At 73.0% G+C, this 14,110-nt stretch carries 10 protein-coding genes and 1 other RNA gene; 2 read left to right on the top strand and 9 right to left on the bottom strand.

Translation table 11 applies throughout. The features are described from left to right. Positions 1-238 precede the first annotated feature (238 nt). Complete coding sequence (gene murA, locus ACIQVI_RS07455) at positions 239-1,585, top strand: UDP-N-acetylglucosamine 1-carboxyvinyltransferase (protein WP_121830820.1); 1,347 nt, start codon at positions 239-241, stop codon at positions 1,583-1,585. Between the two features lie 242 nt (positions 1,586-1,827). On the opposite strand, the gene ACIQVI_RS07450 is transcribed toward murA, so the two are convergent. The 6 genes from ACIQVI_RS07450 to ACIQVI_RS07425 form a co-directional block, all read right to left on the bottom strand. Further along, entirely contained in the window at positions 1,828-2,109 is a 282-nt protein-coding gene (locus ACIQVI_RS07450; protein WP_017237029.1) for an HU family DNA-binding protein, read from the bottom strand. Positions 2,110-2,421: 312 nt separating this feature from the next. Beyond that, entirely contained in the window at positions 2,422-3,852 is a 1,431-nt protein-coding gene (locus ACIQVI_RS07445; protein ID WP_351969815.1) for an NAD-dependent malic enzyme, read from the bottom strand. Between the two features lie 422 nt (positions 3,853-4,274). Further along, entirely contained in the window at positions 4,275-6,614 is a 2,340-nt protein-coding gene (locus ACIQVI_RS07440; RefSeq protein WP_403592419.1) for a HelD family protein, read from the bottom strand. Between the two features lie 125 nt (positions 6,615-6,739). After that, a complete protein-coding gene (locus ACIQVI_RS07435) occupies positions 6,740-7,876 on the bottom strand; it encodes a uroporphyrinogen-III synthase (protein ID WP_403592416.1) in 1,137 nt (378 codons plus the stop codon). 84 nt (positions 7,877-7,960) lie between these two features. Next, positions 7,961-9,316, bottom strand: coding sequence for a nitrate/nitrite transporter (locus ACIQVI_RS07430; protein ID WP_403592413.1), 1,356 nt, complete (start codon positions 9,314-9,316; stop codon positions 7,961-7,963). A gap of 118 nt (positions 9,317-9,434) precedes the next feature. After that, positions 9,435-10,478 (bottom strand): LysR family transcriptional regulator, encoded by a 1,044-nt coding sequence (locus ACIQVI_RS07425; protein WP_351969819.1) that lies wholly within the window; start codon positions 10,476-10,478, stop codon positions 9,435-9,437. Positions 10,479-10,525: 47 nt separating this feature from the next. On the opposite strand from ACIQVI_RS07425, the gene ACIQVI_RS07420 reads away from it, so the two are divergent. Next, entirely contained in the window at positions 10,526-11,815 is a 1,290-nt protein-coding gene (locus ACIQVI_RS07420; RefSeq protein ID WP_403592410.1) for an MFS transporter, read from the top strand. 26 nt (positions 11,816-11,841) lie between these two features. On the opposite strand, the gene ssrA is transcribed toward ACIQVI_RS07420, so the two are convergent. The 3 genes from ssrA to ACIQVI_RS07405 all read right to left on the bottom strand — a co-directional run bounded on the left by ssrA (position 11,842) and on the right by ACIQVI_RS07405 (position 14,083). After that, positions 11,842-12,234, bottom strand: a transfer-messenger RNA (tmRNA) gene (gene ssrA, locus ACIQVI_RS07415). 103 nt (positions 12,235-12,337) lie between these two features. Then, complete coding sequence (gene smpB / locus ACIQVI_RS07410; RefSeq protein ID WP_351969821.1) at positions 12,338-12,877, bottom strand: SsrA-binding protein SmpB; 540 nt, start codon at positions 12,875-12,877, stop codon at positions 12,338-12,340. An 18-nt stretch (positions 12,878-12,895) separates the two neighbouring features. Next, positions 12,896-14,083 (bottom strand): S41 family peptidase, encoded by a 1,188-nt coding sequence (locus tag ACIQVI_RS07405; protein WP_403592407.1) that lies wholly within the window; start codon positions 14,081-14,083, stop codon positions 12,896-12,898. Between the last annotated feature and the right edge of the window lie 27 nt (positions 14,084-14,110).

Genomic DNA, 14,110 nt, shown 5'->3' with positions numbered 1-14,110 from the left:
GTCGGGCGCGAACGCGGGAAGTCGGGGACCGCCGCAGTTCAGAGGGGACGGGGCCGGGCGGCGCGGCCGGGCCGCCGGGGCAACCGGACGGTGACGCTCCGCAAGATCACGCGAACAGAGGGTGTTGTGCCGAATTCATTACGTCTGAGAGGTCCCCAGGAGCATCCGAACGAGGTTCCATGGCCCCTTACCCTTTTCACTGGCCACCCGTCGGACCCACTTTCGGAACGCGAGATTCATGACCGGCACAGACAGCCACGATGTACTGCTCGTCCATGGCGGCACCCCGCTGGAGGGCGAGATCCGCGTCCGCGGCGCGAAGAACCTCGTGCCCAAGGCGATGGTCGCCGCCCTGCTCGGCAGCGGCCCCAGCCGCCTGCGCAACGTGCCCGACATCCGTGACGTCCGCGTGGTCCGCGGACTGCTCCAGTTGCACGGAGTGACGGTCCGCCCGGGCGACGAGCCCGGCGAGCTCGTCCTCGACCCGACGCACGTCGAGTCCGCGAACGTCGCCGACATCGACGCCCACGCCGGCTCGTCCCGCATCCCGATCCTCTTCTGCGGCCCGCTGCTGCACCGCCTCGGCCACGCCTTCATCCCGGGCCTGGGCGGCTGCGACATCGGCGGCCGGCCCATCGACTTCCACTTCGACGTGTTGCGCCAGTTCGGCGCGACGATCGAGAAGCGGGCGGACGGGCAGTACCTGGAGGCCCCGCAGCGCCTTCGCGGCTGCAAGATCCGGCTGCCGTACCCCTCGGTCGGCTCGACCGAGCAGGTGCTGCTCACGGCGGTGCTCGCCGAGGGCGTCACCGAGCTGTCGAACGCGGCCGTGGAGCCCGAGATCGAGGACCTGATCTGCGTCCTGCAGAAGATGGGCGCGATCATCTCCATGGACACCGACCGGACCATCCGGATCACCGGTGTCGACAAGCTCGACGGCTACACCCACCGGGCGCTCCCGGACCGCCTGGAGGCGGCCTCCTGGGCGTCGGCGGCGCTGGCCACCGGCGGCAACATCTACGTGCGCGGCGCGCAGCAGCGCTCGATGATGACCTTCCTCAACACGTACCGGAAGGTCGGCGGCGCCTTCGAGATCGACGACGACGGCATCCGCTTCTGGCACCCGGGCGGCTCGCTCAACGCGATCGCCCTGGAGACGGACGTGCACCCCGGCTTCCAGACCGACTGGCAGCAGCCGCTGGTGGTGGCCCTGACGCAGGCCTCCGGCCTCTCCATCGTCCACGAGACGGTGTACGAGTCGCGGCTCGGCTTCACCTCCGCGCTGAACCAGATGGGCGCGCACATCCAGCTGTACCGCGAGTGCCTGGGCGGCTCCGACTGCCGCTTCGGCCAGCGGAACTTCCTGCACTCGGCGGTCGTGTCCGGCCCGACCCGGCTCCAGGGCGCCGACCTGGTCATCCCCGACCTGCGCGGCGGCTTCTCGTACCTGATCGCGGCGCTCGCGGCCCAGGGCACCTCGCGGGTCCACGGCATCGAGCTGATCAACCGCGGCTACGAGAACTTCATGGAGAAGCTGATCGAGCTCGGCGCCAAGGTCGAGCTGCCGGGCAGCGCGCTGGTCTAGCGACCCCCGCGCACCCCCGTACCGTACGGCTCCACGCACGCGCGTGGGGCCGTACGGCCTTTCGGGGGTCCCGTAGGTCCCGTACGGCTCCGCGGGTCCCGCGCGGGCCCACAGGGCCGTACGGGGCGTTCTGGCGGGTTCCGGCGGGGTTGCGGCGGGGTTGCGGCGGGGTTGCGGCGGGCGAACGAAAGGGCGGCCGCCCCGTGACCGGGGTGGCCGCCCTTTCTGCGCCTACAGGCCGCTTACTTGCCCTTGGCGGCTTCCTTGAGCTTCGAGCCCGCGGAGACCTTCACGCTGTAGCCGGCCGGGATGTTGATCGGGTCGCCGGTCTGCGGGTTACGAGCGGTGCGAGCGGCACGGTGGGTGCGCTCGAAGGTCAGGAAGCCGGGGATGGTGACCTTCTCGTCGCCCTTGGCGACGACCTCACCGACGGTCTCGGCGAGAGCGGCCAGCACGGCGTCGGCGTCCTTGCGGGTCACCTCGGCGCGGTCGGCCAGGGCGGCCACCAGCTCACTGCGGTTCATGTTGTTACTCCCGTGTTCTTCTTGCCTGTGAGGCGTGCCACGCGGCGGAAGCCGCGCGATTGGGTACAGCGAAGCCGATGCTGCCAGGGCCCTCGGACAGTCCCCGGACCCGGGTCACATGACAGACCCTCGCGCCCAAACACGCATCCTGCCCCCACCAGCGGCGGGAACGCCAATCCGGCACCCCCGCGGGTCACACGAAAAGCGCCGGAACCCCGCGGTGGTGACGTTCTGTCGACTCCCCGCGAACCACGCGGAGTCGAAAAGCAACCCTAAAGGCGGGTTTACGCCACCGCGAATCGCGACGCGCCGTCAGAGCGCGGCCGGGGCCGCTCCGCCGCCCGCCGCCTTCGCCGCGGTGCGGACCGCTCCGGCGACCGCGCCCGCCACCTTGTCGTTGAAGACCGACGGGATGATGTAGTTCGGGTTGAGCTCGTCCTCGGTGACCACGTCGGCCAGGGCCGCGGCGGCCGCCAGCATCATGTCCGTGTTGACCGTGCGGGACTGGGCGTCGAGCAGGCCGCGGAAGACGCCCGGGAAGACCAGGACGTTGTTGATCTGGTTGGGGAAGTCGGAGCGGCCCGTGGCGACGACGGCGGCCGTCCGGCGCGCCTCGGCCGGGTCGACCTCCGGGTCCGGGTTCGCGAGCGCGAACACGATGGCGCCCTCCGCCATGGCGGCGACGTCCGCCGCGTCCAGCAGGTTCGGGGCGGAGACGCCGATGAAGACGTCCGCGCCGGCGACGGCCTGCTTGAGGGTGCCGGTGACGCCCTCGGGGTTGGTGTTGTCCGCGATCCAGCGCAGCGGCGAGTCGGCCGGGGCCTCGACCAGGTCCTCGCGGTCCGCGTGGACGACGCCCTTGATGTCGGCGACGACGGCGTGCTTGACGCCCGCGGCCAGGAGGAGCTTCAGGATGGCCGTACCGGCAGCGCCGGCGCCGGACATGACGACCCGTACGTCGCCGATGCCCTTGCCGACCACGCGCAGGGCGTTGGTGAGGGCGGCGAGGACGACGATGGCGGTGCCGTGCTGGTCGTCGTGGAAGACCGGGATGTCGAGGGCCTCGCGCAGCCGGGCCTCGATCTCGAAGCAGCGCGGCGCGGAGATGTCCTCCAGGTTGATGCCCGCGAAGCCGGGGGCGATGGCCTTGACGATCGCGACGATCTCGTCGGTGTCCTGGGTGTCCAGGCAGAGCGGCCAGGCGTCGATGCCGGCGAAGCGCTTGAAGAGGGCGGCCTTGCCCTCCATGACGGGCAGGGCGGCCTTGGGGCCGATGTTGCCGAGGCCGAGGACGGCGGAGCCGTCGGTGACGACCGCGACGGAGTTGCGCTTGATGGTGAGGCGGCGGGCGTCCTCGGGGTTCTCGGCGATCGCCATGCAGACCCGGGCGACGCCGGGGGTGTAGATCATGGAGAGGTCGTCGCGGTTGCGGATGGGGTGCTTGGACGCCATCTCGATCTTGCCGCCGAGGTGCATCAGGAAGGTGCGGTCGGAGACCTTGCCGAGGACGACGCCCTCGATGCCGCGCAGCTGCTCCACGATCAGGTCGGCGTGGGCCGTGGAGGTCGCGGCGATGGTGACGTCGATGCGGAGCTTCTCGTGGCCGGAGGCGGTCACGTCGAGGCCGGTGACGGATCCGCCGGACGACTCCACCGCCGTGGTGAGCTGGGAGACCGCGGTCCCGCTCGCGGGAACCTCCAGCCGGACCGTCATCGAGTACGAGACGCTGGGCGCCGTTGCCATGGCCGAGTTCCTCTGCTTTCCCTGAGCTTCGTTGCTACGCCGCCCCGGCTGGTTGCCCGGCGGCGCCCTCCGATGGTCGCACCTACCAGCGAGTAGCGGGTAATGCGGTCATTTTGTTTTCGGAAAGTAGTTTCCACCATACGAGAGGGGTTCGGGAAACAGAAGAGGCCCCCGCCACCTGGGGTGACGAGGGCCTCGACTTCGTACGTACGTCCAAAGGACGGTCTAGGTGGCACCGACCCGCCATGCTCGCCTCGCGGCAAGTGGTCCCTCTGAGGGACGAAGGTTGGGCCCGGGGGCTTGGATCGAGCCGGTGCCACACCCAGGCTAACAAACCACTCCCGTTGGTGATTCCAGCGCCACAGGTTGACCTGAAACCGGCCGTGGAGCGGCCGGCCGCCGGGGGACGGCCGGCCGGGGGCTCAGTCCCGCAGCAGGTCCGGCACCCCCGCCGCGTCCGGCAGGTCACCGGCCCCCGCGACCACCGTGAGCTGCTGCGTCGCCCGGGTCAGGGCCACGTAGAGCACCCGCAGGCCGGCCGGGGACTCGTCCGCGATCTCCGCGGGCGAGACGACCACCGTGGCGTCGTACTCCAGGCCCTTGGCCTCCAGGGAGCCGAGCGCGACCACCCGGTCGCCCAGCTCCGCGAGCCAGCGGGCGGCCTCCTCGCGCCGCCGCATGGCGACGACGACGCCGACCGTGCCCTCGACCTGTTCGAGCAGCCTTCGCGCCTCGAAACGTACGGTTTCGGCCAGATCCGCGTCCCCGGCGCCCTCCGGGACCGCGACGAACCGGGGCTCGACGCCGGTCGAGCGGACCGCGCGGGGCGACTCCTTGCCCGGCATGGCGAGGGCGAGGACCCTGGCGGCCAGCTCGGCGATCTCGGCCGGGTTGCGGTAGTTCACGGTCAGCTCGAAGCGGCGGCGCGGCCGGGAGCCGAGCGCCTCGTCCCGGGCCGCGGCCGCCTCGTCCGGGTCGGACCAGGAGGACTGCGCCGGGTCCCCGACCACCGTCCAGGTGGCGTGCCGGCCGCGCCGCCCGACCATCCGCCACTGCATGGGCGTGAGGTCCTGGGCCTCGTCGACGATCACGTGCGCGTACTCGGTGCGCTCCGCCGCGAGCCGCTCGGCCCGCTCGCGCTGGGTCTCCTCCCGTACCGGCATCAGCTCCTCCAGGCCCGTGAGCTGGTCCAGCGGGTCGTACTCCCGCCGCTTCCGGGGCCGGGCCGGGGCGCCGAGCAGGGTGTTCAGCTCGTCGAGGAGGGCCACGTCGTGGACGGAGAGCTCCGGGCGGCGCAGCGAGCGGGCGAGCCTGCGCACCTCGCCCGGGTTGAGGATCCGGCGGGCCCAGCGGCCGAGCCGCCGCTCGTCGGCCATCGCGCCGAGGACCTGCCGGGGGGTCAGCTCGGGCCACCAGGCGTCGAGGAAGCCGAGGAAGGAGTCCTCGGTGGAGACGTCCTCGTCGAAGGAGGAGCGCAGCTCGGCGGCCAGCTCGGGGTCGCTGTGCCGGCCGGACGCGCCGGACTTGGCGTAGAGCGCGTCGAGCAGCAGCCGGCGGGCGCGCGGGCGGAGCAGGTTGACGGGGGCGGTGCCGCCGAGGACGTTGTGGCGGATGCGCCGCAGCTCGTCGGCCTCCAGCTCCAGGCGGCGCCCGAAGGCGACGACCCGCAGCCGGGCGGGGGTGCCGGCGGGCGCCCGGTCGGCGTCCTCCCCCGGCTCGGGCCGCGTCCTGGGCGCGGGGGTCTCCAAGGCGCCCCGGGCGGCCTTGCGGAGCACCGCGAGCATCCGGGAGGAGCCCTTGATCCGGGCCACGGCCGGATCGTCGTAGGCGGTGGCCTCGGCGCCGTCGACCAGCGAGCCGACCGCGCGGATGGCGACCTGGCCCTCCTCGCCGAGGGAGGGCAGGACGCCCTCGGTGTACGAGACGAGGAGCGGGGTCGGGGAGACGATCAGGATGCCGCCCGCGTACCGCCGCCGGTCCTGGTAGAGCAGGTACGCGGCCCGGTGCAGGGCCACGGCCGTCTTGCCGGTGCCGGGGCCGCCCTCCACGTACGTCACGGAGGCGGCGGGCGCCCGGATGACGAGGTCCTGCTCGGCCTGGATGGAGGAGACGATGTCCCGCATGGTGTGGCTGCGGGCCTGGCCGAGGGCGGCCATCAGGGCGCCGTCGCCGATGACGGGCAGCTCGTGCCCGCCGAGCGTGGCCCGCAGCTCGGGGCGCATCAGGTCGTCCTCGACGCCGAGGACCCGGCGGCCCTTGGAGCGGATGACGCGGCGGCGCACGACCCGGCCGGGGTCGACGGGGGTGGACCGGTAGAAGGGCGCGGCGGCGGGCGCGCGCCAGTCGATGACGAGCGGCGCGTAGTCGGAGTCGAGGACGCCGATACGGCCGATGTGGAGGGTCTCCCCGATGTCGGCGGTGTTGTCCGGGCGGACGGCGTCCTCGGCGGGCTCGACGGAGGTGTAGGCCCCGTCGGGCCCCTTCTTCCCGTCCTTGCCGTACAGCAGGTCGATCCTGCCGAAGAGGAAGTCCTCGAACTCGTTGTTGAGGCGGTTGAGGTGGATGCCGGCGCGGAAGACCTGGGCGTCGCGCTCGGCGAGGGCGCCGGGCGTGCCGACCTGCCCGCGCCGGGCGGCGTCGTTCATCAGGAACTCCGCCTCGTGGATCTTCTCCTCCAGCCGGCGGTAGACCTGGTCAAGATGTTCCTGCTCGACACCGATCTCACGGTCCCTGACCGTGTCCACGGCTTCCTGCGCGGCCACCTAAGGCCCCCTTCTCACGTGCACTGGGCAGCCGTCGAGCGTACGCCACCGGGAGCCGCCGTGTCAGGCGGGCGGGGGGTCGCCGTGCGGGAGCCTCGGAGGAGAGGGGGCGGCCGCGTCCGGCCCTACCCGTCGTACTTGTCGTCCGCCGACGGGTCCAGGGCCAGCCGGTAGCCCCGTTTGACCACCGTCTGGATCAGTTTCGGGGTGCCGAGGGCCGTGCGGAGGCGGGCCATCGCCGTCTCGACCGCGTGCTCGTCGCGGCCCGCGCCCGGCAGGGCGCGCAGGAGGTCGGCGCGGGAGACGACCCAGCCGGGGCGGCGGGCGAGGAGGCCGAGGAGGGCCATGCCGGCGGGCGGGACGGGGCGCAGGGCGCCGTCGACGAGGACGGCGTGGCCGCGGACCTCCACGCGGTGCCCGGCCACCGGCAGGACCCGGGCCCGGGCGGGCAGTTCGGTGCAGAGGACCTGGACGAGCGGCCCGAGCCGGAAGCGCTCCGGCTGGTAGGTGTCGATGCCCTCCGCCTGGAGCGGCAGCGCGGTCACGGGCCCCACGCACACCGCGAGCACGTCGTGCCGCAGCGCCGCGACGAGTTCGGCCCGTACCCCCTTCTCCCCGGCCCGGGAGAGCAGCGAGGCGGCGGCCGGGGCGCTGGTGAAGGTGACCGCGTCCAGGCTCCCGGCGAGGACCGCGTCGAGGAGCCGGTCGAGCGGGCCGGTGTCCTCCGGCGGCATCCAGCGGTAGACGGGGACGACGACGACCTCGGCGCCGCCCTCCGTCAGCGCCTCCACGAAGCCGGGCAGCGGCTCCCCGTGCAGCTGGAGCGCGATCCGGCGGCCGGTCACGCCCTCGGCGAGGAGCCGGTCGAGGACCTCGGCCATGGACTCCGAGGACGGCGACCAGGACTCGGTGAGTCCGGCGGCCCGTACGGCCCCCTTGACCTTCGGCCCCCGGGCGAGGAGTTCGACGTCCCGCAGGACGGCGAGGAGCTCCTCGCCGTACCCCCAGCCGTCGGCGGCCTCGACCCAGCCCCGGAAGCCGATCGCCGTGGTGGCGACGACGACGTCCGGGGCGTGGCCGATGAGTTCCTTGGTGGCGGCGAGGAGTTCGGTGTCGTCGGCGAGCGGCACGATCCGCAGGGCGGGTCCGTGGACGACGGCGGCGCCGCGCCGGCGCAGCAGGGCGATGAGTTCGTCCGCGCGCCGCGCCGCGGTGACGCCGACGGTGAAGCCGGCGAGGGGGCCGTGTTCTTGCTCGTCCATGGACGCAGAGCCTGACGGGGACGCGTGACGGACGCGGTTCGCCCGTATTTCCTGGTCGTTACGGTCCGTGCCGGGCACCGGGGATCACACCTTCGCGTAACCGGGCCGGGGCTCCGGCTCCGTGACGGCCTCGGCGGTCTCGGGCACGGCCGCCGGGCGCCGAAGGTATACCGCCCGGGTGACGGCCATGCAGAGGGCGTAGAAGACGAGGAAGGCGACGAAGGCGGCGGTGCCGGTGCCGGAGGTCTGGAAGGACTGGCGGAAGGCGAGGTTGATGCCGAGTCCGCCGAGCGCGCCGACCGCCCCGATGAGGCCCATGGCGGCGCCGGAGAGGCGCCGGCCGTACGCCTCGGCGTCCTCGCCCGCGAGCCCCCTGCGGTGCCCCTGGGCGAGGAAGATCGCCGGAATCATCTTGTACGTGGAGCCGTTGCCGAGGCCGCTGAGAACGAAGAGGCCGATGAAGCCGGCGAGGAAGACGGCGAGGGACTCGATCACGGAGGCGTAGATCACCACGGAGGTCGCGGCGGCCATCGCGGCGAAGGTCCACAGGGTGATGCGGGCGCCGCCGTGCCGGTCGGCGAGGGAGCCGCCGACGGGCCGGACGAGCGAGCCGAGCAGGGGGCCGATGAAGGTGAGCGAGGCGGCCTGGAGGGGGGTGCGGCCGAACTGGGTCTGGAGCACCAGGCCGAAGGCGAAGCTGTAGCCGATGAAGGAGCCGAAGGTGCCGACGTAGAGGAAGGCCATGATCCAGGTGTGCCGGGCCCACACGGCCTCCTTCGCGGCCCCGGTGTCGTTCCTGACGGGGGCGAGGTTGTCCATGAAGAGCGCGGAGCACGTGGCGGCGACCACGATCAGGGGCAGGTAGACACCGAGCACGATCCGGGGGTGCACCGCGCCGGCGGTCCCGATGACGAGGAGGCCGACGAGCTGCACGACGGGGACGCCGATGTTGCCGCCGCCCGCGTTGAGCCCGAGCGCCCAGCCCTTCTTCCGCAGCGGGAAGAAGGCGTTGATGTTGGTCATGGAGGAGGCGAAGTTGCCGCCGCCGACGCCGGTGAGGGCCGCCACCAGGACGAAGGTGGTGTACGACGTCCCGGGCTCCATGACCGCGAAGGCGAGGCCGGTCGGCAGCAGGAGCAGCAGGGCGCTGAAGACGGTCCAGTTCCGGCCGCCGAAGCGGGCGACGGCGAAGGTGTACGGGATCCGGATCAGCGCGCCGACGAAGGTGGCGGTCGCGATCAGGAAGAACTTGCCGGCGGGGTCGACGCCGTACTGCGGTCCCATGAAGAGGACCATGACCGACCACAGGCTCCAGATCGAGAAGCCGATGTGCTCGGAGAGGACGGAGAAGATCAGGTTCCGCCGTGCGATCCGCTCCCCCTCCTCACGCCAGAAGGTCTCGTCCTCCGGTTCCCACCGTTCGATCCACCGGCCGCCCATGTCGCACCTCCGCGGGGTCGGGCCCGGGGCGTCCACTGCCCCGGTCCACCTGCCAACGACGCTAGGGAGGCCGCGTTTCAGGCCGGTGCCGCGAGGTGACGGCGGCGGAACCTTGCTCTCACCCGGAGGGCGGGGTTGCTGTGAGCGGGGGGCGCGGACGGCCGGCCCCGGGCAGGCCCGGCTCGTCCTCCGGCAGCCAGGAGTCCGGCGGGCGGACGAGCCAGCCCTCCCGGGCGCCGATCTCGGCGGCGGCGGTCCGCAGGGCGTCCAGGCCGGGGTGGCGGAGCCCCTTGCGCCACACCAGGCTGACGGGCGACAGGGGGACGGGGTCGACGAGCGGGCGCAGGACGCAGCCGGGCATGGGCGGGAACTCGACGACGGCGAGCACCGGGTGGCGGTGCTTGGCCATGATCCGGCGGAACTCCTCCTTGCCGACCGCGAGCGGGGCGGGCGGGGAGAGCGCGATGCCGCGTCCGGCGAAGAGCCGGACGGCGAGGTCGGTCCACTCGGGGGTGCGCTCGTTCCCGGCCCCGGCGTAGATCCGCTCCCCGGCGAGGGCGGCGAGCGGGACCTCGGGGAGCGCGGCGAGGGGGTGGTCGTCGGGCAGGATCACGGCCATCGGCTCGTACCGCACGAACTGCGCGTCGAGCCCGGCCCGCAGATCGGCCGCGAGGCCGCCGTAGCGGCCGAAGGAGGTGTCGAGCCGGCCGGCGAGGACGGCCCGCGCGGCGCCGGTGAGGCCGCTCTCGTAGCGGGCCATCAGTTCGAGGTCGGGGGCGAGCTCGCGGGCCCGGCGCAGGACGCGCTCGTGGGCGAGGTCGGGGCTGTTGAGGTCGACGAGGAGGGGCCGGGGCGCGGCCCGGAAGGCCTCGCGCAGCTCGTCGTGGGCGGCGAGCACCCGGCGCGCGTACGGCAGGAGGCGTTCGCCGTCGGGGGTGAGGGAGACCTGCCGGGTGGTCCGGACGAACAGCTCGGCGCCCAGCTCGCGCTCCAGGCGCCGGACGTCCCGGCTGAGGGCCTGCTGGGCGACGTAGAGGCGGGCGGCGGCGCGGGTGAAGTGCAGCTCCTCGGCGACGGCGGTGAAGGCGCGCAGGAGACGGGGGTCGGTGTCGTACGGGGAGGCCACCGCCGCATTCAACAACACGGGTGCGTGAATGGCCATCGATCAGGTGTTGGACCGGGCGGGTGCGCGCGCCCGAACCTTGATCCATGCCGCAACCGGACCTCATCCCGTCCCCGGCGGGCCCGGCCTTCGTGCCGTGCTACGACGCCCCTTCCCCCGTCCCCTCTTTCGAGAAGTTCGAGAAGAAAGACCGCCGCGCCGAGCGGAACCGCAGCCCCTACCGCCGGCTCTTCGCCCGCCCCGGCACCCTGGCCTTCACCGCCGGGGGCCTGATCGGCCGGCTGCCCGCGGGCATGTTCGGCGTCAGCGCCGTGCTCATGATCGCGGCGGCGTACGACTCGTACGCCCTGGCCGGCGCGGTCACCGCCACCGGTCTCGCCGTCGGCTCCGTCGTCGCCCCCCTGACCGCCCGGCTGGTCGACCGGTACGGGCAGGCCAGGGTCGCGGTCCCGGCCGCCGCGTACGCCCTCCTCGGCCAGCTGGTCCTGGCACTGTGCGTGCACGAGCGGGCCCCGGCCTGGACGCTCTTCGCGGCGGTCGCCCTCACCGCCACCTTCCCGAACACCGGCGGGATGTCCCGGGCCCGCTGGGCGCACCTCCTGCGGGACGACCCGGACGCGCTGCACACCGCGAACTCCTTCGAGCAGGCCGCCGACGAGCTGTGCTTCATGCTGGGCCCGGTGCTCGCCGCCCTCTTCTGCTCGGCGCTCTTCCCGGAGGCGGGCACGCTCGCGGCCGGCGCGTTCTTCCTCGGCGGGACGCTCCTCTTCACGGCCCAGCGCTCCACCGAGCCGCCGGTCGCCCCGCGCGTCCCGGCGGGCTCCCCGCTGCGGGCCCCCGGCATGGCGCCGCTGCTCGCGGTCTTCCTGGCCACCGGGGCGGTCTTCGGCTCCATGGAGGTGGTGACCCTGGCGTACGTGGACGGGCCCGTCGCCGGACCGGTCCTCGCCCTCCAGGCGGCGGGCTCCTGCGCCGCCGGCCTGCTCTACGGCCGGGCCCGCCGCACCGCCCGGCTGCGCACCTGCCTGGCCGCGATGACGGTCCTGATGGCGCTGCCCCTGCTCGCCGCCTCGACCGGCTCCCTGCTCGCCCTGGCCGCCGGCCTGCTCGTGGCGGGCATGGCGACGGCGCCGACGATGGTGACGGGAATGGGCCTGGTCCAGCGCCTCACGCCCGCCGACCGGCTCAACGAGGGCATGACCCTGGCCGTGACCGCACTCCTGGCAGGCATCGCCACCGGCTCGGCCACCGGCGGCTGGGCCGCCGACCACGCCCCGTTCCCCGCGTCCGGCTTCCTGATCCCGCTCACGGCGGCGGCCACGGCGCTGGTCCTGTGCACGGCCGCGGGCATGACGAAGGCCCGGCGGTCGTGGTGACCGCCGGGCCTTCGCCCACATGGGATGAGTGGAGATGGCGGGAATCGAACCCGCGTCCAACGGTACGGAAACAGAGCTTCTCCGTGTGCAGTCCGCTACGAGTTTCTCAGCCCCGGAGATCACGCGGACAAGTCTCCGACGGGCTCAGTCACTGTTTGATTTCCCTCCAACCCCCGTGACCGGGGCTAGAGGTTTAGATCCCTTGATGACGCCAGGATCCGGGTCGGGACCATCCCCGGGCTGACGCTCCTCACAGAGGCTTCTGTTCGTTACCTAAAATTAGGCAGCGAGGGCGAAGCGGGAGTTATCGCTCTTGGTGTTGGCGATTATTGGTTGCGACATATGGTTTACGAGATCATTGCCGCTTCCTCGACACGCTTCCTCTGCATCGGTATCCGCTGTCGAAACCGATCATCCCCATGTTGATTTTTCAAGGTGCGCACCCCTCGCGAGGCGTGCAGGCCCATCGTACGTGACCAACGGCGGCCGTCGCCAGCGTATTCCCGGCGGCCGGTCCCCCGGCTAGAGCGACTGGCCCGCGCGCTGGCGCCGCTTGGCCGCCGCGACGGCGCGGTTCGTCTCGCGCGTGTCCTGCTTCTCGCGCAGGGTCTGGCGCTTGTCGTACTCCTTCTTGCCCTTGGCGAGGGCGATCTCGACCTTGACCCGGCCGTTGAGGAAGTACAGGGCGAGGGGCACGATCGTGTGACCCGTCTCCTGGGACTTCGCCTCCAGCTTGTCGATCTCCTCCCGGTGCAGGAGCAGCTTGCGCTTCCGCTTGGCCGAGTGGTTGGTCCAGCTGCCCTGCATGTACTCGGGGACGTGGATGTTGTGCAGCCACGCCTCGCCCCCGTCGATCTGGACGAAGCCGTCGACCAGCGAGGCCCGTCCCATCCGCAGCGACTTGACCTCGGTGCCCATGAGCACCACACCGCACTCGTAGGTGTCGATGATGAGGTAGTCGTGCCGCGCCTTCTTGTTCTGCGCGATCAGCTTGCGCTCCGGCGCCTTGTCCTGGTTCTTCTTGGCAGGCTTGCCCTGCACGTTCACGAGTCCCTTTGCCATAGTGCGGTCATTTTCGCACTACGAGCCCCCTCCGAGGCCACTCAATACCGTCCTCGCCCGCTCCTCGGCCCGCTCCCCCGCCGCCAGGTCCGGGGTGATGCCGCTCCCGTCGACGGCGTGCCCGGCCGGGGTCCGGTAGTGGCCGACGGTCAGCTCGGCGACCGAGCCGTCGGGCAGGGTGCTCGGCATCTGGACCGAGCCCTTGCCGAAGGTCCGGGAGCCGACCGTGACGGCCCGCCCCCGGTCCTGGAGGGCGCCGGTGAGCAGCTCGGCCGCGCTCATCGTGCCCCCGTCGACCAGCGCCACCAGAGGCCGCTCGGTGTCGCCGCCGCCCTCCGCGTACACGGCCCGCTCCTCGCCCTCCACGTCGTACGTGGCGACGAGCCCGCCGTCCAGGAAGGCGGAGGCGGCCACGGCGGCCTCCTCGACCAGGCCGCCCGCGTTGCCCCGCAGGTCCAGGAGGACGCCCGCGCCGGCCGGGGCGTCCCGCACCGCGTCCCGCACGCGCGTGCCGGCGCCCTTGGTGAAGGCCTCGACCCGGATCAGTACGGCCCCGTCGTCGAGGCGGCGGACGGTCACCGGGTCCGTCGCGAGCCGGGCCCGGCGCAGGGTCTGCGTCCAGGCGGCGCGCCCGCGCTCGACCCGCAGGGCGACGGACGAGCCCGGCACCCCGTCGCCGCGCAGCAGGGCGACGGCCTCGGAGACGGAGAGCCCGTCGACCGGGCGGCCGTCGACGGAGACGAGCCGGTCGCCGGTGCGGAGCCCGGCCCGGGCGGCGGGGCCGCCGGGCTGGACCCGGGTGATCCGGACGCGGTCGCCGTCGGCCCGGCCCGCGGAGAGCCCGACGCCCGTGTAGGCGCCGTCGAGGGACTGCTCGAACTCCGCGTACTCCCGCTTGTCGTACACCGCGTCCCAGCGGTCGCCGCTGCGGCTGACGAACTCCTCGGCGGCCTTCTTGCCCGACTTCCCGTCGGCCATGGCCGCGGCGGCGGCGCGGCGGAGCGCGGCGCTGTCGACGGGCGCCCGGTCCCCGGACCGCCCTCCCGCGTCCGGGGTCGCCCCGGCCCGCTCGGCCGCCGGCTCCTGCCGGGGCAGCGAGCCCGTGGCGGCGGCGGTGGCGAGGACGCCGGTGAAGACCAACGTCAGAACGGCCCCACGGAGCACTCCGCGGGGCCGGCTACAGAGAAGGTCGGTGCCGTCCGGCATGTCGCCCACTCTAGGACAAGGCGATGG

This window comes from Streptomyces sp. NPDC098101 (assembly GCF_044760185.1).
In the GTDB taxonomy this organism is placed as follows: Bacteria; Actinomycetota; Actinomycetes; order Streptomycetales; family Streptomycetaceae; genus Streptomyces.
This window is presented reverse-complemented; position numbering and strand designations above follow the sequence as displayed.

What these genes read in the sequence shown, in the direction of transcription:
- ACIQVI_RS07420 (WP_403592410.1), top strand. Translation starts at nt 10,526, where the DNA reads ATGCCGCAACCGGACCTCATCCCGTCCCCGGCGGGCCCGGCCTTCGTG.
- smpB (WP_351969821.1), bottom strand. Translation starts at nt 12,877, where the DNA reads ATGGCAAAGGGACTCGTGAACGTGCAGGGCAAGCCTGCCAAGAAGAAC.
- murA (WP_121830820.1), top strand. Translation starts at nt 239, where the DNA reads ATGACCGGCACAGACAGCCACGATGTACTGCTCGTCCATGGCGGCACC.
- ACIQVI_RS07435 (WP_403592416.1), bottom strand. Translation starts at nt 7,876, where the DNA reads ATGGACGAGCAAGAACACGGCCCCCTCGCCGGCTTCACCGTCGGCGTC.
- ACIQVI_RS07430 (WP_403592413.1), bottom strand. Translation starts at nt 9,316, where the DNA reads ATGGGCGGCCGGTGGATCGAACGGTGGGAACCGGAGGACGAGACCTTC.
- ACIQVI_RS07450 (WP_017237029.1), bottom strand. Translation starts at nt 2,109, where the DNA reads ATGAACCGCAGTGAGCTGGTGGCCGCCCTGGCCGACCGCGCCGAGGTG.
- ACIQVI_RS07425 (WP_351969819.1), bottom strand. Translation starts at nt 10,478, where the DNA reads ATGGCCATTCACGCACCCGTGTTGTTGAATGCGGCGGTGGCCTCCCCG.
- ACIQVI_RS07405 (WP_403592407.1), bottom strand. Translation starts at nt 14,083, where the DNA reads ATGCCGGACGGCACCGACCTTCTCTGTAGCCGGCCCCGCGGAGTGCTC.
- ACIQVI_RS07445 (WP_351969815.1), bottom strand. Translation starts at nt 3,852, where the DNA reads ATGGCAACGGCGCCCAGCGTCTCGTACTCGATGACGGTCCGGCTGGAG.